Here is a 23,401-nt window from a genome sequence, read left to right as displayed (position 1 = left end):
TAATTCTGTTACACTAAAAAGCGGTTAATAAGATTATTAACTAAGTTTAATATTACAAAATTGTTAGGTTAGTATGACATAGATGAATGCTAAACGGGGGAAAAAAAGTGTATACTATATTCATTCTAAGGGGGATGTGATAAATATGAGCCAAAAATGGCATGATTTAAAAGAAAATGAAGTTTTTATGTTTATCGTTCGAACTGCCTTTTATTTTATTGTATTGGCGATGCTAGTTTACCTGTATTCATTTAAAGGTATAAGTAATGGTACGTTTATCTATAATGAATTTTAAAGGAGAGCAAAGACATGATAAAAAATGTAATTAATCAAATTGATATGATCGCAATGTCCGATCCCAATCGCATTGTTTACAATGATTTGGGTGAGACAAATACTTATCAACAGTTAAAAGAAAAATCTGATGCATTAGCATTGCATTTGATTGAATTAAATTTAGATAATAAACGTCCAATTATGATATATGGAAATCAAAAATTTAATATGCTAGTGGCTTTTTTAGGAAGCGTTAAAGCAGGGCACGCATATATTCCAATTGATTCGCACTCACCAGCTGAGCGTTTAGAGTCAATTCAAGAAGTTGCGAAACCAGTCGCTTGTATAGCTGTAGCAGAATTACCTGAAGTTAAACTCGATGTACCTGTAATTTTATCAACTGAATTAACAGAAATTATTGAGAATAATCAAGGGGTAGAAGTTCCTGATCCTAGTTTCCAAGTAACTGGTAAAGATAACTTCTATATTATCTTTACATCTGGTACGACTGGACAGCCAAAAGGGGTTCAAATTAGTCATGATAACTTGATAAGTTACGTGAACTGGATGATAGAAGATTTCTCTCTACCAGAACATCCCAATAGTCTATCTCAGGCACCATACTCATTTGATTTATCAGTAATGGACTTGTATCCTACATTAACTATGGGTGGTAAGTTATCTGTTTTACCTCAAGAAGTGACGGATAATTTCAAAGTTCTTTTCCAAACGTTACCTACTCTGGACTTACAAGTTTGGGTTTCAACACCATCATTTATTGATATTTGTTTATTAGAACCAACGTTTGATGATAAACATTTACCAGATCTTAGTCGATTCTTATTTTGTGGTGAAGAATTAACTCACAAAACAGCTGCAGCATTGAAGCAAAGATTCCCAATGGCTAAGATATTTAATACGTATGGTCCTACGGAAGCAACAGTTGCGGTTTCGAGTGTTGAGATTACTGATGCTATTTTAGAACAATACCCACGATTACCAATTGGTTATGCCAAATCAGATACAAAGATGGTTGTAGTTAATCCAGAAAATGAACTAGTACCAAATGGTGATGAAGGTGAATTAATTATTGCTGGACCTAGTGTCTCAAAAGGTTATCTTAACAATCCTGAAAAAACGGCCAGTGCTTTTTTTGAAATGGATGGCGTAGCTGCCTATCGAACTGGTGATGCAGCAATCATAAATTCTGAAGGGATGTTGTTATATCGTGGACGAATTGATTTCCAGGTTAAACTACATGGTTACCGAATTGAATTAGAAGAAGTTGACCATCATGTGTCATCGCATCCATTTGTAAAACAAGCAATCACTATTCCAAAATATAATAAGGATCATAAAGTGGTTCAATTAATTGCGTATGTTGTTCAAAATGATAATCCAGTTGAACGAGACTCAGAATTAACAGTTGAAATTAAAAAATACTTGTTAGATACAATGATGTCATATATGATTCCACAGAAGTTTGTTTATGTTGATGTTTTACCATTAACGCAAAATGGTAAAATTGATCGGAAAACACTAATAAATGAGGTGAATGCTTAATGGTATCATTCCAACCTTATGTCAATCCGATGTACTTTCTATATCTTATTGTTGTTTTAATTCCAATTATTGTTGGTTTGCTTAATGGTAAAAGATTTAGATTGTATGAAACGTTAATTTCATTACTCTTTATTTTCTTAATATTTGGCGGTCCAAAACTTCACGAAGGCTTTAATTTACTTATTTATATAATTTTTGAAGTCTTACTTATCGGTTTATACATGAATTATCGTAGTAAGTATAATCAAACGTGGGTTTTTATTATGGCTGTCCTTTTAGCGATAGCACCATTATCCATCGTAAAAATAACACCAGCCATTAATAATGGTATACCATCAATTATTGGCTTTTTAGGAATTAGTTATTTAACGTTTAAAGCGGTTCAAATGATTATGGAATCGCGAGATGGTAGTATTAAGAAATTTGATTTGATGCTAACCTTACAATTTTTATTGTTTTTCCCAACTATCTCATCGGGACCAATCGATCGTTACAGACGGTTTGTTAAAGATTATCAAAATGTCCCAAGTCGAGAAAAATATTTAGAAATGTTACAAAAGGGTGTATTTTACATTTTCTTAGGTTTCTTATATAAATTTTTACTAGCATACCTATTTGGTACGATGCTGTTACCTCACGTCGCACGTATTGCATTACTAGACGGTGGTATATCGTGGGCCTTAGTTGGTTACATGTACACGTACAGTATGGATTTATTTTTTGATTTTGCTGGTTATAGTTTATTCGCAGTTGGTATCAGTTACTTTATGGGAATTGAAACACCTCCTAACTTTAATAGACCTTTCATCGCACACAATATTAAAGACTTTTGGAATCGTTGGCACATGACACTTTCATTCTGGTTCCGTGATTTTGTTTATATGAGATTAGTCTTTTTTATGATGAAACATAAATTAATTAAAAGTCGAATAACAACAGCTATTGTTGGTTATTTTGGATTATTCTTACTCATGGGATTTTGGCACGGGGTTACTTGGTATTACATTGCCTATGGCCTATTCCATGCGATAGCTATCGTCATTAATGATGCATGGCTCAGATTTAAAAAGAAACATAAAACCAGTATTCCAAGTAATAAATTTACAGAAATTTTTGCAATCTTTATTACGTTTAACATCGTTTGCTTAAGTTTCTTAATCTTTTCAGGATTTTTGGACAAACTATATTTTTCATAAAATAGATAATTAGAGGAGAATTGATATGAACACAAAAGATAAAGTTTTAGATATATTAGAAGAGACAACAGGTAGCGCAGAAGTTAGAAATAATTTAGATTTAAATGTTTTTGATGAAGGCCTATTAGATTCAATGGGTTCAATTCAATTAATCTTAGAATTACAAAATGAATTAGGTGTTGATATTCCAATTTCAGAGTTTGAACGTTCTGAGTGGGCAACACCAAATTTAATTATTGCAAAAGTAGAAAGCTTGATCTAAATGGGATTGAAAAAGAAGTTATTCATGATCATTGGGCCTGTTGTTTTGGCTGTTGCATTACTATTAGCCATACTACTTGCACCAGTCAATTATAATTTCAGTTCTGCAAAAACTGAAGAAAAAGCAGCAGTATCGCAATCTACTTTAATTTTAAAGGGCTCTGCTATTCGTCAAAAGGCATTAGATGATGGTTATGTGGCATTTATCGGTTCATCCGAATTTTCACGGATGGATTCGATGCATCCTTCAGTTTTAGCGAAAAAATATAATCGTTCATATCGTCCATTTTTAATGGGAACTGGTGGGACACAATCGCTTAATCATTATTTTTATTTACAAGGTATCAAAAATCAATTAAGAAATAAAAAAGCAGTTATGGTGGTATCACCACAATGGTTTGTTCCTAATGGTGTAAGAAAGCAGGTATTTAATAATTTTTATTCACCATTACAAACAACAGAGTGGTTACTATCTGCAAATGCTAACAGCCTGTCAGATCGTTATGCTGCCAACAGATTTATTACTTTAATGTCTGGTGAAGGAAATGAATCTGTACTGAATGCAATGCATAAAATTGCTGAAGGACAGTCGTTATCTGAAGCGGATGCTACGATGCTTCGCTTGAAATTAACGATTTTGAATCATGAAGATCAATTATTCTCAGGTTTTCCGATGGCCGATCGAACACAGACTATCGACAAACAAACTAAGAACCTTCCAGCAAAATATGATTTAAATAAATTAAATATTCTTGCCGGTAAATATGGTGCTAAATGGACAACCAATAATGATTTTGCAATCAAAAATAGTTATTGGGATAAAAATAAGCTTAACAAAAAAATTGGTAAGCTTGCAGGTACACAGACTAAATTAAATTATGATCATTCTGTTGAATTTTCAGATTTCCAATTAATTTTAAATCAGTTTGCTAAAGAACATACTGACGTCTTGTTTATTATTCCACCTGTAAACCAACGTTGGGCAAGTTATACTGGACTATCGTCGAAGATGCTAGCTAACTTTGATGGTAAGGTTACAAAGCAATTGAAATCCCAAGGATTTAATAAAATTGCTGATTTCAGTAAAGATGGTAATGAAGAATACTTCATGGAAGATACGATTCATTTAGGTTGGAAAGGTTGGGTTGCGGTTGATAGTTATGTGAACCCATTCCTGACTCAAAAACAAGTTAAACCTAAATATCATTTAAATAATTATTATTACTCAGAAGATTGGCAACAAGAATAAAAAATAATTGGAATAAACCCTTATTGCATATGCAATGAGGGTTTATTCTATTATAGGAGATTCTGCAAAGGGAATGATTTGCGGTTGAGTAAGTAACTCTGTCTGTTTAGTTGTGATAATAATGCTTAAATCTAATTGGCAGGTTAATTCTGTGACTAAATCAATGAAGAATCTTGTTTCTATTATTGAAAATTCATCAATTAAGCCTGATAAAATGATCACCGAATAATCGTTTAAGATAGCTCTAAAAATTAAAATAAGTGTTTCATCAAAGTGACTTAAATCAGTCGTTTTTTTGTTGATAAAATTCGGTGAATAGTGGTGAAAATATTGTCCATAAATTAATTTTGAAATAGTTTTATATGTTTTTTTGTGCTGTTTCTTAGATGTTAAACCCATATTTTGTGTGATAGTTAGATAAGGAACTATTAAGCTTAGTTCTTCAATTGTGATTAAAGTAACTAAATTTGAATTAATAAAGTCTTGATTTTCAAGTTGATTTACGAATTCAAATGATTTATCTAAAATGATTGAAACCGAATGGGTAGGGAATAATGAGGTTAATGATTGAGTTGTATTAGTGTATTTTTTTAGTTGCATTGTGATGCCTCCTATAATTTAATGAGATGAGTTACGGGTAGAGAATAAGACAGATAGGAATGAAATAAGGCTAATAGTTATACCGCCAGCAAATAGATATGCAGAATTAATGAATGATTCTTGCGAGATTAATGTACTAAATTGTACGTTTGTAGAGGAAATTAAAAAATTCCCATTAAAATTGGTTAATTTATGTGACAGTAATTCTAATAACTCAGAGGATATTTCTGAGGGAGAAAGTTGCATAGCTAATGAATGGGTTAGCCAATAAATATTTAGTTCTCTCAGCAATGAAGTATAGTTATTTTTAAAGAAGAAAATTAAAATTATCACTAAAATTAATGCTGCTATAAAGATAATAAGGACTTCAAGAGCGAATGCAAATGCGACTTTAGGCTGACTTTCGCCGATATTGTGTAAACTAAGATATTCGTTGATACGCTTGTTGATGATTTTTTTATAAACAACAATACTGATAGTAATACCCGCTATCAATAACCCAATAATAATAGGGTAGATTAGGCTGACTTGTTGTTTATGAATATCTGTTAAGACACTAAGTAAATTAGAACTAGATGTACTATTAACATTAATATGAGCAAGCATTTTTTTAAAACTTTTAAATGATTCAAATGAAATTTGATTAAATAATAAGTTTGAGAGACCGATTAGTATTGTGAAAAAAAATATGATAAATAACCCAACTGTTTGTTTCTTATGATAAAAAATACTAGATAATGATTGTAGAATTAAAGACATAATGACACCTCTTCGATTAATCTATATGACTAATTTTAAATAATAGTTATGAACATTATGTGAAGTTGTTTAGAATAAAAAAATAAACGTTACCGAAATTTATTTTTCGGTAGCGTTTATTTTGAACTGGTACTTGAACTTGAACTTGTAACAGTTTTTGAAGAAGAACTTGCAGTTGGTGCCTTTAATTCAGGAGCATCTGTTTGATATAAGGTTGTTGTCGACTTATTGCCATGTTTTGAATAGAGGCTTGTCGAATTGTTTTTAAGCGTTTCTTGTAATTTTAGTAATTTACTATATTGATTCTTATAGTTATAGTCACTTGGTTGCGTTGGCTTAAAATTCTTTGGTGTATAGTAACGTAATAAGTTTTGATTATTGACTGTATCCGATAAATTTAGTTCGGTACTGACTTTTGTCTGATCTTTCTTTATTGTTTCCTTAACAATTTTAGAAGGGTGCGTAACTTCTTTACCTGTTACATTATCATAAATTGTAGAATCTAAAACAGTATAATTAGGTGTAATGAAGTTTTCATTTCTAAACGCAACTGTCTGATCGTGATTCTTAGAAAATAAATCTGTCCCAAATTGAACATATGATGACGAATCTAGGCCTAATAAGTGAAGAAGGGTAGGTAAGACATCAACTTCACCACCATATTGATTTTGGATGCCACCATTTTTACTTCCAGGAATATTAATCATAAATGGAACACGTTGTAATTGTGTATTATCAAATGAGCTCCATGTTTCGGATGATTTACCAAGAAGTTTAGCAAGCTTCACATTTCTTGAATTTGAAATACCGTAATGGTCACCATAGAGGACAACCATTGTATTATTAGATAATCCAGATTTTTTTAAGTATGTGAAAAATTCTTTAACTGATTCGTCTAAATAATGAGCCGTTTGGAAGTAATTATTAACAGACGTATCACCTGTATCTGGAACTTCAAAGTCTTTATTTTTTGAATCAATATCAAATGGGAAATGATTTGACACGGTAATGAATTTTGCATAAAAAGGTTGCTGTAATTTTTCTAAATATTTAACTGAATCATTGAATAATAACTTATCTTTTAGACCGTATTCTAGAGTGTTATTTGCAGACGTATCATAATAACTTGAATCAAAGAAGTATTGGTATCCCATACTTTTATAAACGGAATCTCTGTTCCAAAATGATCCAATATTACCGTGGAAAACAGCACTAGAATAACCAGCGGTTTGATTTAAGATAGCGGGAGCTGCTTCAAATGTATTTTCGGATCCAAGAGATGTGAAAACAGATCCTTGAGGTAATCCATAGATACTTGTTTCTAAGAGATTCTCAGCATCAGATGTTTTACCTTGTCCGACTTGATTGAAAAAATTAGGAAAACTATAAGTTTCTTTACCATTGTATAGAGAATTTAAGAAGGGTGTGACTTCTTTTCCATTCACCTTAAAGTTAATTAAAAATTGTTGAAAACTTTCTAAATGGAGCACAATAACATTTTTACCTTTTGCGATACCATACATATTTGGATTAGGTGCTGCATAATGTGACTTTGTAAAATCAAGGACATCATTTAAATCAGAACTTTCAGCAGTATCGCGAACCCGATTGTTTTTAACTGTTTTGAAACTGTCGTAGACGGTATATGAATCAATTCCTAAGTATTTAACAATATAATTACGATCAAACGTTCTCGTAATTAATTGTGGTCGGTCAATTTCGCCTAATGTTAAACTTGCCAATGTTAGCATTATTGAGAATGATGTAATTGCAAACGCGTTAAGTTTACTGAATGGTCGAGTGTTAAATTTTAAATAGCGAGTTAAGAATAAGCAAATAATAAGCACTAAGTCAATGACGTAAAAAATATCGTGTGGTTTCATTAAAGCAAAAGAGCTGCCACTAATACCTTCAGAAACTTTAGAATAACCTAACATTGTATTAATTGTCATAAAATCAGTAAATTCTCGATAATAAATAACATTAAAAAATAGTAATGCTGAGTTCGCAATGTAAATTAAAAACATAGTCAAATATGAAATAACTGGTTTTTTAATGTATAATGCAAGTCCGAGTAGTAGCATGGTTGTGCCAAGTGGATTTAACAAAAGGACAAAGTATTGATAAATTCCTGAAACACCAAGGTTAAAATCAATAAGATATGCAGTAATTGTTTTTAACCAGAAAAGAAACAGAAGTAGGGTGAAAAATCCAAGCTTTGTGTTTAGAAATGTTCTAAATCGTTTGAGTGTCTGCACGGTTTGAACCGTCCTTTCGAGTATAATCAAATTAAAATCGTAACTGTAGTTTACAGTCTATATTAAATTTGTGTCAATTGATGCTAAGCTTTGTTAATGCATTTTTAACTTATTAAATTTACATGAAAAATAATGGTACATACTAAAATATCATGTTTTTATTTGTTAATATAGGAGAAGATGGAAGGTGAGGTTGAAAGAATGTTATTTTTATCAAAATTATATGAATACGTTTTACATCATTACTCACAAGGTATTAACCACTTTCCATTAATCCATCTTATTTTTTTAAGTGTTGATAAAACAATTTTTTACTTAATCGTGTATCTTGTTATTCGAGTAAGTATAGGGTTGTATCAAAAGAAAAAAATAAACTTCAGAACAGAATTTGTAAGGCTATTATTAGTTGCGTACCTCGTTTTATTAGTTGAATTGACGGTATTTAGATATGTCTATTTCCCATGGGATATCCGATTGAATTCAACCTATAATTTTCATTCTATCAATTGGACACCGTTAATTGAAACAATTAAACTGACAAATGGACAATCTTTGTTCGATTTCGTGTATAATCTATATGGTAACATTCTTTGGTTTGTTCCGTTAGGAATTATTTTACCCAGTCTAAAGCAATTTAAAAAGTATTCTCTAGTAAAAACAATGTTGGTTGGTATTTGTTTATCAATCGCTATTGAATGTGGACAGTTTGTACTAGGATCCGGAGTTAGTGATATAGATGATATCATTTTTAATTCATTGGGTACATTGATAGGCTGTGGGCTATATCTTATCTTAAATCAAATATTAAATAAAAAAGACGTTAAAAAATAGAAGGAGTGCTAGTCATTGAGAAAAGTAGAAATTATTTCACATGCAGCAAAAAAGTTTAAAAATGGATACCCATTAATTGATAAGGAAGATTTACAAACAACTCGTGATTTTAAAGAAGGAGAATGGGTTGCATTAACGCTACATAATCAATTTGTCGCTTATGGTTATTTTGCAGAACAAAATCGTGGGGATGGCTGGATTTTTTCACGAAATGAAGAATCACGTATTGATGAAGATTTTTTCTCAAAATTATTTAATAACGCTCGAATGAACCGTAAATCATTATTTACTAATAAGGAGACGAATGCCTTTCGTTTCTTTAACGGTGAAGGTGAAGGTATCGGTGGATTAACAATTGATTATTACGACGATTATTATGTATTTACTTGGTATAGCTTAGGTCTTTACCAACACAAAGATATGATTTATAGTGCATTTTCTGATGCAGTTACAAGTTATAAAGGTATTTATGCTAATCTTCGTTACGATACAAAGGGTGAACCATCAACATTCAAAGTTCGTGGAAAAGATGCACCTACGCCACTTATTGTTCAAGAAAATGGCCTTCAATTTGCTGCATATCTTAATGAAACAACGACAGGACTTTTCTTAGAACAACGTGAAATGCGTAAAGCAATTATGAATAAATATGCTGAAGGAAAACTTGTGTTTAACGGATTTAGTAATACAGGTGCAACATCAGTTGCTGCATCAGTAGGTGGCGCACTTAAAACAGTTAGTGTAGATGTGAATAATAAAAATATTGATCGTACAAAAGAACAATTTGTACTTAATAATATTGATCCTGAAAAACAAGAAATTCGTGGAATGGATGTTTTCGGCTATTTAGATTATGCAAAGAAACACCATATTAACTATGATTTAGTTATTTTGGATCCACCAAGTTTTGTACGTTCAAAGAAAAGAACATTCTCAGTTCAAAAAGATTATGTTCAACTTGCTGAAGATGCTATTGATATTACACAAAAAGATGGTGTTATCATGTTCTCAACTAATTCGGCAGGATTGACGCTCAAAAAATTAAAAGAACAAATCACAGAAGCTTTTGCTAATAAGAATCGTTCATTTACATTACTTGAAACATTCCGTTTATCAAGTGACTTTGTAACAAACAAGGAATATCGTCAAGGTAATTATTTAAAAACGTTAGTTATTAAAGTTGATTAATTAAAAAACAATCCTATTTATTATTAAATAGGATTGTTTTTTTTCGTAAAATATAAAAAATTCATAAAAACAAAATGCTTGTAATTAAACGTTTATGAGTGTTTTTGATGGATTTCGAATGTAACCCGTTTCAAATGTTGCTAAAGCTATCATCAAATTTTTGTTTTAAGGGTTGTAAATACGGTTACTTTACTGCTAAAATAGTTAAATCGCGAAAAAAGAATAAAAGAGAGAGAGTAGAGGATTTAATTAATTATGATTATCTTAATGGCAGTAATCCCTGCAATTGCATGGGGTAGTATTGGACTTATAAGTGGAAAACTTGGCGGAACTGCCAACCAACAAACAGTTGGTATGACATGGGGTGCCTTGATTTTTGGAATTGCCATTTATGGTATTTATCAACCAGAAATGGACACAAAAGTCTGGATTATTGGTATCGTTTCTGGTTTATTTTGGAGTTTAGGTCAAAATCAACAATTCCATGCTATGAAAGCAATCGGAATCTCAAAAACAGTTCCTGTTTCAACAGGCTTACAGTTAGCTGGTAATGCGTTGGCAGGTGTCATACTGTTTAATGAATGGAAGACAACTCAAATGGTTGTGATTGGTACTATAGCGATGATCGTTATTATTGCTGGTGCTGCTTTGACATCATTGAGAGATAAAAAAAATTCAGTTCTATCTGATTCAGAAAAAAATGAGAATACTGCTGCTGGTGTACGTGCTATTATTTTGTCAACAATTGGTTACGTAGGTTATACAATTGTTGTTCATTATGCAACAGTGGGCATGACTGCTGATGAATCACGTGCATTTACAATGGCAACAATCTTGCCACAAGCTGTTGGTATGGTTATAGGTGCTGGATTTGTTGCGCTTATTGCAAATGAAGTTATTATGCACTCATCAACTTTTAAAAATGTATTAACGGGACTTATTTGGGGCGCTGGTAACATCTTTATGTTCTTATCAATTCCTAAATTAGGTCAAGCTGTTAGTTTTTCATTTTCTCAAATGGGAGTGGTTATTTCAACATTCGGTAGTATCTACTTATTAGGAGAAAAGAAGACTAAGCATGAGATGATTTATGTCACACTTGGATCAATATTTGTTATTTTAGGTGTTATTATGTTAGGAATTATGAAAACTTTATAAAATGGTGAAGGAGTGTTAATCGATGGATTTAAGGAAAAAAGAATTTGCGACAACTCATCATGTTAGTAAATTAAAAAGAACCCTTAAAACCGGTGATCTCATTCTTTTAGGGTTAGGCGCAACAGTTGGTACAGGTATTTTCGTTGTTACGGGGAATGCTGCCAGTCAAGAGGCTGGTCCTGCCCTTATTTTGTCGTTTATTATTGCCGCAATTGCAGTTATAATGAACGGCTTTTCTTATGCAGAATTTTCATCAAGAATACCAGTTTCTGGTGGTTCGTATAATTATGTTTATGTTATTTTTGGTGAGTTTATAGCCTGGTTCGTTAGTTGGTTTACCATTTGTGAATATATTCTAGCGGGGGCTTCTGTTGCCTCAGGTTGGTCTGCGTATATGCAGGGGTTCTTGATAGGGCTTAATATCCACCTGCCTGTTGCGCTGAGTGCATCGTATAATGCAGCAAGAGGGTCATATATCGATATTATTGCTGTTATAATTACGTTAGTCGTTACATGGTTAACAACATTTGAAGCAAAAAAGGCACTACGTTTAAGCAAAATAATGGTATTTGTAAAATTTGCGATTATTCTTTTATTTATAGTAGTGGGTGTTTTTTACATTAAACCTGGTAACTGGCAACCCTTTATGCCATTTGGTACAAGTGGGGTAATGAGTGGGGCCGCATTAGTATTTTTTGCCTTTTTAGGGTTTGAATCTATTGCGATGGCATCAGACGAAGTAATTGATCCGCAAAAGACAATTCCAAAAGGAATTATTGGTGCGATAAGTATTTCTGCTATTTTTTATATTATTGTTACGTTAGTATTAACCGGAATTGTCCCGTATACACAATTAAATGTTAGTGATCCAGTTGCATTTGCGATGCGATTTGTAAATCAGAGTATTATTGGAAATATAATCTCGGTAGGTGCAATAATAACGCTTCTAAGCGTCTTAATTGCATTAGCCTATGGTTTATCGAGAATGATTTATTCGGAGGCGAGAGACGGATTATTGCCCCAATACTTAGCAAAAATTAGCGATAAGACGAATGCGCCCAAAGCAGCATCATGGACAGTCGGTATTTTTATTGCGATTGCAAGTGGGTTAGTGTCTATTGAAAGTTTAGCCAAATTGACTAATATTGTAACGTTAACCGTACTTGTTATTTTGGCTTTGGCATTAATAAGTTTAAGGAAACAATTTGGTGAACCTAGTAAAGGCCAATTTAGAGTTCCATTTGTACCATTGTTACCAATCTTGTCTATAATTATTTCAGTCTATTTGATGATTCAGTTACCGATTAATATCTGGGTTGCCTTTCTAATTTGGATTATTATAGGATTAGTTGCTTATTACGGTTACGGATATTCTCATAGTAAACAAAAAAAATAACGGAATTTGTAATTAAAGTTCTGTTTGACTGTTATATTTTCTACTAAGTATTGTATAATGTAAGTTGTTAAATAAAGAATATGAGGGAGATAATTAAAATGGCACATATTTCATTCGATAGTTCTAACTTATCAAAATTCGTCCAAGACAATGAACTTGGCGAAATGCAAGCACTTGTTACTGCAGCAGATAGTGAATTACGCAACGGTACAGGGGCAGGTAGTGATTTCCGTGGATTTTTAGATTTACCTAAAGACTACGATAAAGAAGAATTCGCTCGTATTAAAACAGCAGCTAAAAAAATTCAATCTAATTCAGAAGTTTTAGTCGTTATCGGTATTGGTGGTTCATATTTAGGTGCTCGCGCAGCTATTGAATTCTTAAACCATACATTCTATAACTTATTACCAGCTGAAAAAAGAAATGCACCTCAAATCTTATTTGCTGGAAATTCAATTAGTCCTTCATACGTACATGATTTAGTAGATTTAATTGGTGATCGTGATTTCTCAGTTAATATTATTTCTAAATCAGGTACAACAACAGAACCTTCAATTGCTTTCCGTGTTTTCAAAGAAAAATTAATCGCAAAATATGGTAAAGAAGAAGCTAACTCACGTATCTACGCTACAACTGATCGTAAAGTTGGTGCCTTAAAAGTTGAAGCTGATTCTGAAGGCTATGAAGCATTTGTTATTCCTGATGACGTTGGTGGCCGTTTCTCAGTTCTTACTGCTGTTGGTTTATTACCAATTGCTGCTTCAGGTGCTGATATTGATGCCTTGATGCAAGGTGCTGAAGACGCACGTGTTGAATATTCAGATGCTGATTTAACAAAAAATGAAGCATATCAATACGCAGCTTTACGTAATATTTTATACCGTAAAGGTTACACAACTGAAATTCTAGAAAACTACGAACCAAGTTTACAATATTTCTCAGAATGGTGGAAACAATTGATGGGCGAATCTGAAGGTAAAGATCAAAAGGGTATTTACCCATCTTCAGCTAATTTCTCAACTGATTTACATTCATTAGGCCAATATATTCAAGAAGGCCGTCGTAACTTGATGGAAACTGTAATTAATGTGGGAACTCCCGTTAATGATACTGCTATTCCTGAAGAAGAGGGCGATCTTGATGGCTTAGGCTACTTAGAAGGTAAGACAATGGACTTTGTTAATACAAAGGCTTTCCAAGGTGTTGTTTTAGCTCATACTGATGGTAATGTTCCTAACATGATTTTGAACATTCCTACACAAGACGCTTACACATTAGGATATACAATTTACTTCTTTGAAGCAGCTGTAGCTGTATCTGGTTACTTGAATGGAATTAACCCATTTAACCAACCAGGTGTTGAAGCATACAAAAAGAACATGTTTGCCTTACTTGGTAAACCTGGCTTCGAAGACCTTTCAAAAGAATTAAATGCACGTCTTTAAGATAAAAAAGTTATAAAATAAAAATCGTCTGAACTTTTAAAAGTTCAGACGATTTTTATTTGGAATAAATTAGTTCTTTTTGATCATTTTGTAATTTTCGTCATAATATTTACCATTACGAATATCATCTGGCATACCAACATAAGGTTCTTCATTGATAACATCTTCGTTATTTTGACCGGCATCACCGATGTAAGTGATTGTAGCAAATTCTGGGACAACCATTTTAGGATATGTTTCGTATTTTTCACGAGATTCTTCCATCAAATCGATATGGTCATTTTGGTAAGTAACTGTAATTTCAGGATGTTCTTGAACCCATTTAGGGAAGAAGATTGTTCCGTTAATTTTCATTTCGTTAGGTAAGAAATCTAGAGCGACATCAGTACCTGTAGGTTCTGTCCAAGCAATTTTATAAATACCTTCAGTAAGCATAACGATGTGAGCTTCTTGATCAGTTACCCAACGTCCAGCAACCATACCACCATGGATACGGTAGTCAACAGTATGATCATTTTTAGCGTACCATTCATATTCCCAACCGTTATCGTAAGTATATACAAAATGTGTACCTAAGAAATCATCTAATGTTTTAAACTTTTTTTCTGTATTTGTCATAATTTTTGTTCTCCTTTAAAGTGTTTATTTATACATGTAAAAGTTTACATGTTTTTGTTTACTTGATTATAGTATACTGATAAGTATTAAAAGTCAAGTTAAGGGGAAAAATGGCAAAAAAAAATAAATTACAATATATTATTTTAGGATTATTGAATCAAGAACCATTATCGGGGTACGATATAACTAAAGCATTTACGACTGATATTGGAGAATTTTGGCAAGCAGGACATAGTCAAATTTATCCTGCTCTTAAAATAATGGAAAAAGATGGATACATTACGCATGAAATTGAAATAGCAGGTACTAAGTTAGAAAAGAAAATATATTCTATTACATCACAAGGTAAAAAAGTTTTAATGGATTGGTTAGTATCAGATAGTGGGGAATTAAAACCGATTAAAGACGAATTTATTTTGAAACTTTATTTTATTAAAAATAAAGATGACGTTCAATTACAGCAAAGATTAATTGAGCAATTACAGTTACATCAAGTAAAATTAGATCATCTTGAAGGAAGAATGAAATTAATTTTTTTCTCAGAAGAAGAAATCAACAAACAATATGGTCATTATTTGATTTTAGATCATGCAATTGAACGAGAAAAATACTGTGTTAAGTGGTTTAAAAAGTATCTTAATTAAATAATAGACGCTTATAAAACGTCTATTATTTTTTTATTGAAGGTCTTTTTTTCTAATCTTAATCTTTTTGACTTATAAATTATGCTAGAATATGGTTATTAAACAAAAAATAAAAGGGCGGTTTCTATTTTGAAAAGAATGACGAAATATGTATTATTTTTATCTAGTGTGATAGTAGGTATTGGTATCGGAGCATATCAGGCCTCGGCTAATACTTCGAAGCCTGAAGGTGTGATGGGGTCAAATGTACCTGAATCATTAGTTAAATCAGCATCTTTATTGAGTAAATCGGCTACAAATCGCGATAATTCAATTCCTGATTTATCAGAATTTCAAGGATCATTTACAGATGCACAAGCTAAAGTATTAAAGAAAAATTTTAAATTTATTATTTTACGTGTTCAATATGGGTCAAATCGTAAAGATTTAGTGATTGATCATAATATTGCGATGATGAAGAAATATAATATTCCATATGGTGTTTATTCATTTAGCCAATATGAAAATGTTGCTGATGCTAGAGTAGAAGCGAAAGACTTATATAACCGTGCCAAGGATGCTAAGTTCTTTGTCAATGATTATGAAGATCAAACGGTTACGAATGCTAGCAAAGCAAATACTAACGCCACAACAAAAGCCTGGGCTGATGAGATGGCTAAATATGTAGGTAATCGTAAAATTATACTTTACTCTTATGCTAGTTTTATGAAAACATATGCCAGTACGGCTGTTAACGCATATGATGGTTTTTGGTTAGCTGCATACCAAAGTAATGAGCCAATGGAAACAAGTCATTCGTTATGGCAATATACAAGTAACTTTACAAATCATGGTTTATCAGGGGTTGGAAACATTGATGCAAGTATCATGTCTGGTAAAAATGCTGATTGGTTTTTAAGTGCATCAACAGATAACAAACCAACAGAAAGTACACCACCCACGAACGCAGCTGGGAAAGCACAAAGTTATAATGAATTAGTTTCAATTAAAAAATCTGGATATAATGTTTGGGGTAATTTTAGTTGGAATAAAGTTAAAAATACGACAACTGGAAAAATTGGAAAAGTTTATAGCGCAAAATATTACTATAATCACAGTAATGGTAACAAATATTACTCATTGTACGATAGTAAAGGCAAATGGGCTGGATATGTAAATAGTAACGCAATGGAGGTTGCTTCAGCTAAAGAATTTAAAGCAACCGCTAAAATTACTAAACGTGATTATACTATCTGGAGTAATTTTTTCTATACGTCAGCAAAAGGAACAACAGCTAATTATTATGGTCAAAACTTAAATGTCAGATACAGATATACATTGGGTAATGGTAACGTCTATTATTCACTTTATAATAATGCAGGTACATGGTTAGGTTATATGAATAGTAATGCTTCAAATTTAGTTTATTCATCATATGATAAGATTGTTTCTGTTAAAAATAGCTATACTATCTGGGGTAATTTTAATTGGACAAGTAAAAAAGGATCTACAGTTACTAACTCCGGACAGACATACAATGCTAAATATGCGTATAAGATTAATGGTAATACGTATTACTCACTATATAATGGTAATAATGTTTGGAAAGGCTATGTTAACAGTAATGCTACGAATACCTTAGTAGCTAAATCATTAAAGGCAAAGGTCAAAATTAGCGATAAAGGTTATAATGTCTGGGGTAATTTCTTGTGGTCATCTAAAAAAAGTACTTCTAGTAATTACTATGGTCAAACATATAACGTTAGATACAGATATACTACAGGAAACGGAAATATTTACTACTCACTTTATAACGATGCCGGTAAATGGATGGGTTATGTGAATAATAAAGCAACTAGCCATATTTATACTAAATACAATAAAATTGTCTCTGTTAAAAGAAGCTATGATATCTGGGGTAATTTTAATTGGACGGTAAAAAAAGGGTCAACTATAGCTAACTCAGGTACGAAATATACAGTAAAATATGCTTATTCAATTAATGGCAATAAATATTACTCGATATACAATGCAAATGGTAAGTGGCAAGGATATGTAAACAGCAACGCATTTTAAATGAAAATAGTTCTAAGTTAATTGTTGTTGATGAATTATGATATTGAAAGACAGTGTGACTTAAAAATGCCTCATAATCGTTAGACCTACGTCTAATAATTATGAGGCATTTTTTATATTGATAAATTTAAAGTTGATTTTGAACGTAACCTAAAGTGCATAGTAGGAACCGGATGATAAATAATTATTTAATTTAAAAATACAGTCATACAACAGCAGCTGATGAGAGGGTATACGGTTATTATTGCAAAAAAAAAACCTACCCGAAGGTAAGTTTCAAAGGCTTATAATTAAGCTTTAACAACGTTAGTTGCTTGTGGTCCACGATCAGAATCTTCAACATCGAAAGTAACTGCTTGGCCTTCGTCAAGTGATTTAAAACCGTCACCTTGGATAGCTGAGAAATGAACGAAAACGTCGTCGCCAGATTCGCGAGTAATAAAACCAAAACCTTTATCTGCATTAAACCATTTTACTGTACCTTGTTCCATAATATGAAACCTCCATGTGCTGTAAGCACTAATATATTTTGCATTTGTTGATTGAACTATTAAAAAGAAGTGTGTTCATAAATGAAACAAATCACCTTTAAATAACCGAACCATAAATACATAAGTTTAATATAACATCTAATGACGATTAATGCAAATGTTATTTGCTCGATTTAGTGTGTTTTTTAAGATAATGCAGTAATTCTGTTTCATTACGAAATTCATGTGGGCTAACTTGATTATGAAGTCGAATCGTAATTTTATTAATTTTGATTCGACCAGTCCAAGTATACGTGTATTCAACGATAAATCTATTATTGAGATCATCCTCATCTAAGCCAAAATTAAGTACGTAAATACGATCTGGAACCATTAATGGATTGAGATGTTCTTTATCGTAATAAATTTTGTTTGCTCTTAAGAATTTTTTTGTCTTACTTAACATAGTGTATAAACCTCCAAACTATTATTATAGTGTATTCAAAATGAAGGAGACAGAATTGAATCGGGGATTTAAGTTGCTGTCACTTTATTAATTTAAGTACCATCATTAAAATATCTCATTTAGTATATCATAAATAGAACATAAAATGAGAAAATACTATATAAATCATTCGGAAAAATTGACAATAAACAAAAACATGTTAAGGTTATAGTAGCTCAATATTAATATTCTTAGTATAAATTATTCAGTTTGATGATTTCTATTCATTTATTCACGCTGGCGCAACCAAGGAGTTGCAAGGATGTAAAGTAGGTAGGGTTACATCGTTTAGAAGTAGAATTAGTAACTTATTTTAAAATTAATTAACTCAAAATTAAATATAAATATTCAGTGAGAAGGCTACCAGCAGAATTTGTTGGTAGCCTTCGTCAATTAAAAATATATATAGCATTAAAAATTAATAGCGGGTATGAATGTTAGAAACTTTAAAATATAACCCTTTATTACTTTATTGAAGTATTTAGAGTGTACATACAAAGGAGGTAGGTATTGTTTACCTGCTTTTTTTAGTGTTTAATATGTGAGTGTATAAAAATAAAGGGGTGTTGGATAATGAAAAGGGTAGTCGTATTATGTGCTTCAACAATGGTTGCATTATTATTAGTTGCATGTGGGAACAGCAATAGTGCAAGTAAGGAATCGTCATCATCTGAGGTAAAATCATCTAGTTTGCAGAAATCAAAAAGTGAATCAAATAAGAAAGAGTCTATAAAAAAAGCAAAAGTATCTTCTGAAAGTAAAGCATCATCAGAATCAGCTGCCAAAGAATCAAGTATGGTAGCTGAAAGGTCATCTAAGGCAGCTAATCTTGTGAGAAATGAATTAAAAAAAGGATTTAGTTTTGCTCCAATCAAATATAATGGTGAGGACATCAGTAAAGCTATGGAAGATGGTACTGCTCCACGGCACTCCCTTTTTGATTTAATTACTCTAGGTTACGCAAAAAGTGATACAGTGGTTCGTACACAGCTGGGAAAAGATAGAGCCTATAATTATACGTATAAGATAACCGATAAGTTTATTATAATGAGGGGTGAATCTGGTTCACATCGCATACCTTACACAATAAAGGGATCACATATAACATATGGAGAATGGATAGAAAAACAATCTAATGGAACAAAGCTTACTTATGAGTTTGCATTAGAAACGACTGCCAAAGATGCAATAGACGCACAGCAAACTCAAAATAAAATATAATGGTTAATTGAAACATCCATACTGTGGATGTTTTTTTGTACGCCAAAATAGAAAATGTCGTACGGGTTATTGCGGCATTTGGGGCTGAACAAACTTAGTATAAAATATCTTTGAATGGTTAAAAATCTAACAAAACCTGCGACTATTAGTATGAAAATATAGATTATGTTGTACAGAGTTTTATAAAAGTGCATAAGGTGAATACGAATATTGATTACCTATCATTTTTAGTGTTTAATTTAAAGGTAAATAAATTTTAGGGGAGTTTCAAAATGAAAAAGGTATTGGTAACGTGTGGGATAGCAATGATGTTATTATCATTAACTGCGTGTGGGAGCAGCAATTCAAAAAAGGATGAATCATCTTCTATTGATTCTAGTAAATCACAAGCAAGTTCAAAGAAAATAGCTAGTTCAATGAGTAGAGAAGTTTCATCGTTAAAAAAAGAAAAAAGTAAATTACAGGAAACGAAAAAACAGGCAAGTAGGAATGTAGGAACTCTGACAGTTCAGCAGATGAAAGACCATCCTAAACAGTCAGCTGTAGCAATCGCTTATTATGGTGCAAATCGTTTTTGGAATGGTTTAACGGATAAAATAGCAGATGGGTTCAATGTTTCAATTAAAACACCTAATTCAAGTACAGTTAAGTATTATATTCAAAAAGGTGATAATCCATATTATAGATTACTGGGGGATGTACATAATACTGTAGCTTATTATGACAATGCAGATAATGAACTACAAAAAGTTGGTATGTCGACAATAGCTACTTATGTAAATCAAAAGTTAACTGATGGTAGTCGAAATACTCTAGTGAATAACGTTATCATCAATGCTAGTGATGATACACAACAATCCAGTGATGGGCTATCAATATCAATTGATGAAGCGATTAAACTGATTATCAAACATGAAAATTCAAATGATAATTACGGCAATTTTAACTTGATAATAACAGATAGAAGTAAAAGTACTATAACTAAAATTAATAATAATGATGATATTCCTGCAGCGTTGGGAGGATACGTACCCTATGGAAATGGTGGTTGGGAAATAGAGTTGGTGTACACGGGTGCAAGTCTTCGAGAAAAATATTACCTAGTGCCTGATCATAACAAAACAACCGTTTCACTTAAAACTATCTCACGCTATTCGACTAGACCAGACATAGATACAGAAAACTTTACGCTAAACCGTTAAATAAATATAATACTTTATAGTGATATTCCATAATGGTTCATTAATGCATTCACAAACGTGAGTGCTTTTTTTGTAAAAAATGAAATATGGAACTGGGAATCTTCAGATAAATACCGGGCCTTAGAATATTAGCTAAAATTTAGAAAAGCAAAATTAATGAATTTCTTAGCATAGTAGCTAAAAAGTATATACACTAATAGTGTTGACGAAAGTGCAAACATTTAAAAAGCTAAAGAAATAAACTATACTATCTAAAATGATCCATCATGAATGATACGGTTGGAAGTACAAACGGTAGCCAGATTCAAAGTGTGAAAAAGTTTAGTGTGAGTTAAATCATCATTTAGTGATTTTTGAGTAACTAGTGATCATTAAAATAAACCTTTTAAGTTACGTAGAGTTTCATAGTATTTCATAGAGTTGGGACAGGTATTGTTTACCTGTTTTTTATTGTTTAATATAGAGGTAAATAAGATATTTGGAGGTAATGCAGTGAGTAAAATATGGGGGTTTATAAAAAAATATAAATGGTTCATTTTACTAGTAATATTGATAGTGACTGTTATCATCCCTTGGGTCATCAATATTTTTATTGGCATTGTTCCAGGAGTAGGTTCGAGTGATGGGTGGCTTGGATTTTGGGGAGGTTATATAGGTTCTTTCATAGGTATTGGTGGTGCAGCTATGTTTGCATATATAAATACAAAGTTTCAGTTAAAAGAGCAAAGAAAAAATGAGTTAAGTAATGCCCTTGCTGTAGAAGATATTAAGAACATATCTAGATTAATTTCTATTAATAATAGATTTACCGCCAATATTATTTTAATGAAAAAAGATATTTTCTCTAAGGGTACATTAGAAACAATAGATGATATTCGTAATTTGGGTACAAAAATTAATAAAGAAAAATTGAATGAAATTACTAATTTGAAGAATGAATATGTAATTTATTTTGAAACATACGTTAGCTATGTACCCGAATTATCAAAAAAATGTGATACCTATCAAGATAATATTGCTACACTTTGGAGTGATTTAATGAAAACATACGATGAACTTACTATGGCAGTAAAATGGTTATTGAAAAATAAAGAAGAAAATATAGAATTGATAGATCAAGAAACTAATAAAATTAATAAAATTTTTACAGCAGTTGCAACAAATATAGACTCTATATCTTTTCCGTTAAATGCAGTGAATAAAATTTTAAAAGGCGAAGCGGCGAGGATAAGGTGTAATAAATAATACCTTATCTATAATTGATGTTTAGGTATTCTTAAAGTAAGTAATAGGGTTAGTGTTAGAACCTGCCAAAACTTGCCATAAAATACTTTATAAAGCTCATCAAAACTCTAGTAAGCTCGTCAAAATGATACTTCATTTATACCTAATATGTTAGCAAATATTAGTATATGGGTGCAGCTATTCATCCCTGGGACTTATTAGATATGTAGGCAAAAATAAGTATTCGGACATTTCGGACCCCCTAAAGGGATGCAATTAAAAAGGTTATCAAGACATTCAAGACACCCTAAAGGAAGTAGATTTAATTAGATGTGATGAAATGACTACGGTTTGTTGAGGGAAAATAAAAAGCACCTACTTAAGAAAGTAGATGCATCAGTACATACATGCCCGTACAGTTTATTTTTTTGACTACGGTTTTGACTACGGTTTGTTGAATCTAGATGAAACCTTATGAAACTCTATGAAAACACTTGATTGGGTAAGTAGGGATCGAACCTACAGATTGCGGATTCAGAGTCCGGCGCCTTACCAGTTTGGCTATTACCCAAGAATAATTAACTTCCTAATTTTAGCGATATAACGGTCTTTTGTCAAATAGAAAATAGTAATATTTTGTTGAAACAATAAGAAATAGTAAAGATGATTAATTATTGATAAAGAAAAGTGATGATTACTTTTCTAATTGATACATAACGTTATAATGAAGGACATAAAGATTGTGTTATGTAGAGAAAGTACAAATGAATAAATTAAGCTAAAGTTTTGCACATTTTATTAAGTTATTATTCTATAGATGGGTTTGAGGCGAACGTATTGGAAATAAAACTAAGACGTGAATTAAAAAAGTTATACATTAGATTATTGATTGCGTGTGTCACAACGTTATTGATAGGTACCACGAAAGTTCTCCTACAATATAAATGGTTATCTTTTGTTATGTGGGCTGCTGCATTGTACTGTCTCGGTTTGTATCTGTATTGTTGTTTTATTCAATTTTTAATTTGGCATAAAAATCATTGACATCAAATCTATATGGGTTATACTTAAAAGAGTATTTTTGCCCAATGGTCAAATTGGTTAAGACGTCGCCCTCTCAAGGCGGAATTACGGGTTCGAGCCCCGTTTGGGCGATAAAAGATGTAATTAATTAGAATATTTAAAAAAGTGATTAAGTAGGGGAATGAAGTGAACCCCCTGAGTTGGAGAAATCTAACTCAGGGGGTTTTACTATGTTCACAGTTGAAATAAAGAAAAAAGT

General features: G+C 31.8%; 21 protein-coding genes and 2 tRNA genes. 16 read left to right on the top strand and 7 right to left on the bottom strand.

Features of this window, described 5'->3' with window-relative positions; all coding sequences use genetic code 11:
• Positions 1-82: 82 nt before the first annotated feature.
• The 5 genes from AC1RPJ_RS07185 to dltD are packed head-to-tail and all read left to right on the top strand — an operon-like array spanning position 83 to position 4,545.
• A complete protein-coding gene (locus AC1RPJ_RS07185; RefSeq protein ID WP_481761932.1) occupies positions 83-295 on the top strand; it encodes a teichoic acid D-Ala incorporation-associated protein DltX in 213 nt (70 codons plus the stop codon).
• Positions 296-309: 14 nt separating this feature from the next.
• Positions 310-1,839 (top strand): D-alanine--poly(phosphoribitol) ligase subunit DltA, encoded by a 1,530-nt coding sequence (dltA, locus tag AC1RPJ_RS07180; protein ID WP_481761931.1) that lies wholly within the window; start codon positions 310-312, stop codon positions 1,837-1,839.
• Positions 1,839-3,035, top strand: coding sequence for a D-alanyl-lipoteichoic acid biosynthesis protein DltB (gene dltB, locus AC1RPJ_RS07175; RefSeq protein ID WP_481761930.1), 1,197 nt, complete (start codon positions 1,839-1,841; stop codon positions 3,033-3,035). Before dltA ends, dltB begins: the two co-directional genes overlap by 1 nt.
• A gap of 25 nt (positions 3,036-3,060) precedes the next feature.
• Positions 3,061-3,297 carry a D-alanine--poly(phosphoribitol) ligase subunit DltC gene (gene dltC / locus AC1RPJ_RS07170; RefSeq protein WP_481761929.1) on the top strand — a complete coding sequence of 79 codons (237 nt, stop codon included), beginning with the start codon at positions 3,061-3,063 and terminating at the stop codon, positions 3,295-3,297.
• Complete coding sequence (dltD, locus tag AC1RPJ_RS07165) at positions 3,298-4,545, top strand: D-alanyl-lipoteichoic acid biosynthesis protein DltD (RefSeq protein ID WP_481762190.1); 1,248 nt, start codon at positions 3,298-3,300, stop codon at positions 4,543-4,545.
• 42 nt (positions 4,546-4,587) lie between these two features.
• Here dltD and AC1RPJ_RS07160 read toward each other — a convergent pair whose 3' ends face one another.
• The 3 genes from AC1RPJ_RS07160 to AC1RPJ_RS07150 form a co-directional block, all read right to left on the bottom strand.
• The gene (locus AC1RPJ_RS07160) at positions 4,588-5,145 is read right to left on the bottom strand and encodes a hypothetical protein (protein WP_481761927.1); all 558 of its coding nucleotides are present in this window, start codon (positions 5,143-5,145) and stop codon (positions 4,588-4,590) included.
• A gap of 18 nt (positions 5,146-5,163) precedes the next feature.
• Positions 5,164-5,904, bottom strand: a complete 741-nt coding sequence (locus AC1RPJ_RS07155; protein WP_481761926.1) for a hypothetical protein — start codon at positions 5,902-5,904, stop codon at positions 5,164-5,166.
• A gap of 116 nt (positions 5,905-6,020) precedes the next feature.
• Positions 6,021-7,931: an LTA synthase family protein gene (locus AC1RPJ_RS07150; protein WP_481761938.1), complete on the bottom strand. Its 1,911-nt coding sequence runs from the start codon at positions 7,929-7,931 to the stop codon at positions 6,021-6,023.
• 432 nt (positions 7,932-8,363) lie between these two features.
• Here AC1RPJ_RS07150 and AC1RPJ_RS07145 point away from each other — a divergent pair, with 432 nt between their 5' ends.
• From AC1RPJ_RS07145 to AC1RPJ_RS07125, 5 genes are all read left to right on the top strand, one after another.
• Positions 8,364-8,993 (top strand): VanZ family protein, encoded by a 630-nt coding sequence (locus AC1RPJ_RS07145; RefSeq protein WP_481761925.1) that lies wholly within the window; start codon positions 8,364-8,366, stop codon positions 8,991-8,993.
• Between the two features lie 15 nt (positions 8,994-9,008).
• Positions 9,009-10,181 (top strand): class I SAM-dependent rRNA methyltransferase, encoded by a 1,173-nt coding sequence (locus AC1RPJ_RS07140; protein ID WP_481761924.1) that lies wholly within the window; start codon positions 9,009-9,011, stop codon positions 10,179-10,181.
• A gap of 255 nt (positions 10,182-10,436) precedes the next feature.
• Positions 10,437-11,339, top strand: a complete 903-nt coding sequence (locus AC1RPJ_RS07135) for a GRP family sugar transporter (RefSeq protein ID WP_409022282.1) — start codon at positions 10,437-10,439, stop codon at positions 11,337-11,339.
• 22 nt (positions 11,340-11,361) lie between these two features.
• On the top strand, positions 11,362-12,735 hold the full coding sequence (locus AC1RPJ_RS07130; RefSeq protein WP_481761923.1) for an amino acid permease: 1,374 nt from the start codon (positions 11,362-11,364) through the stop codon (positions 12,733-12,735).
• Positions 12,736-12,833: 98 nt separating this feature from the next.
• The gene (locus AC1RPJ_RS07125; protein WP_481761922.1) at positions 12,834-14,180 is read left to right on the top strand and encodes a glucose-6-phosphate isomerase; all 1,347 of its coding nucleotides are present in this window, start codon (positions 12,834-12,836) and stop codon (positions 14,178-14,180) included.
• 69 nt (positions 14,181-14,249) lie between these two features.
• Here the strand turns inward: AC1RPJ_RS07125 and AC1RPJ_RS07120 are convergent, their stop codons facing one another.
• A complete protein-coding gene (locus AC1RPJ_RS07120; protein ID WP_481761921.1) occupies positions 14,250-14,798 on the bottom strand; it encodes a phenolic acid decarboxylase in 549 nt (182 codons plus the stop codon).
• A 110-nt stretch (positions 14,799-14,908) separates the two neighbouring features.
• On the opposite strand from AC1RPJ_RS07120, the gene AC1RPJ_RS07115 reads away from it, so the two are divergent.
• Both AC1RPJ_RS07115 and AC1RPJ_RS07110 read left to right on the top strand, forming a co-directional pair.
• Positions 14,909-15,442 carry a PadR family transcriptional regulator gene (locus AC1RPJ_RS07115; RefSeq protein ID WP_409022286.1) on the top strand — a complete coding sequence of 178 codons (534 nt, stop codon included), beginning with the start codon at positions 14,909-14,911 and terminating at the stop codon, positions 15,440-15,442.
• Between the two features lie 138 nt (positions 15,443-15,580).
• Complete coding sequence (locus AC1RPJ_RS07110) at positions 15,581-17,497, top strand: GH25 family lysozyme (protein ID WP_481761920.1); 1,917 nt, start codon at positions 15,581-15,583, stop codon at positions 17,495-17,497.
• Positions 17,498-17,787: 290 nt separating this feature from the next.
• On the opposite strand, the gene AC1RPJ_RS07105 is transcribed toward AC1RPJ_RS07110, so the two are convergent.
• Both AC1RPJ_RS07105 and AC1RPJ_RS07100 read right to left on the bottom strand, forming a co-directional pair.
• On the bottom strand, positions 17,788-17,988 hold the full coding sequence (locus tag AC1RPJ_RS07105; protein ID WP_057973786.1) for a cold-shock protein: 201 nt from the start codon (positions 17,986-17,988) through the stop codon (positions 17,788-17,790).
• 160 nt (positions 17,989-18,148) lie between these two features.
• Positions 18,149-18,433, bottom strand: coding sequence for a hypothetical protein (locus AC1RPJ_RS07100; protein ID WP_481761919.1), 285 nt, complete (start codon positions 18,431-18,433; stop codon positions 18,149-18,151).
• Positions 18,434-19,045: 612 nt separating this feature from the next.
• Here AC1RPJ_RS07100 and AC1RPJ_RS07095 point away from each other — a divergent pair.
• From AC1RPJ_RS07095 to AC1RPJ_RS07085, 3 genes are all read left to right on the top strand, one after another.
• Complete coding sequence (locus AC1RPJ_RS07095) at positions 19,046-19,693, top strand: hypothetical protein (protein ID WP_481761918.1); 648 nt, start codon at positions 19,046-19,048, stop codon at positions 19,691-19,693.
• A 272-nt stretch (positions 19,694-19,965) separates the two neighbouring features.
• Positions 19,966-20,895, top strand: a complete 930-nt coding sequence (locus AC1RPJ_RS07090; RefSeq protein ID WP_481761917.1) for a hypothetical protein — start codon at positions 19,966-19,968, stop codon at positions 20,893-20,895.
• Between the two features lie 492 nt (positions 20,896-21,387).
• Positions 21,388-22,140 (top strand): hypothetical protein, encoded by a 753-nt coding sequence (locus AC1RPJ_RS07085; RefSeq protein WP_481761916.1) that lies wholly within the window; start codon positions 21,388-21,390, stop codon positions 22,138-22,140.
• A gap of 477 nt (positions 22,141-22,617) precedes the next feature.
• Here the strand turns inward: AC1RPJ_RS07085 and AC1RPJ_RS07080 are convergent.
• Positions 22,618-22,690: transfer RNA gene (locus tag AC1RPJ_RS07080), tRNA-Gln, on the bottom strand.
• A 511-nt stretch (positions 22,691-23,201) separates the two neighbouring features.
• On the opposite strand from AC1RPJ_RS07080, the gene AC1RPJ_RS07075 reads away from it, so the two are divergent.
• Positions 23,202-23,274 (top strand) — tRNA-Glu (locus AC1RPJ_RS07075).
• Positions 23,275-23,401 lie beyond the last annotated feature (127 nt).

Source organism: Dellaglioa sp. CoH-57-MRSF-17 (genome assembly GCF_056782015.1).
This window is presented reverse-complemented; position numbering and strand designations above follow the sequence as displayed.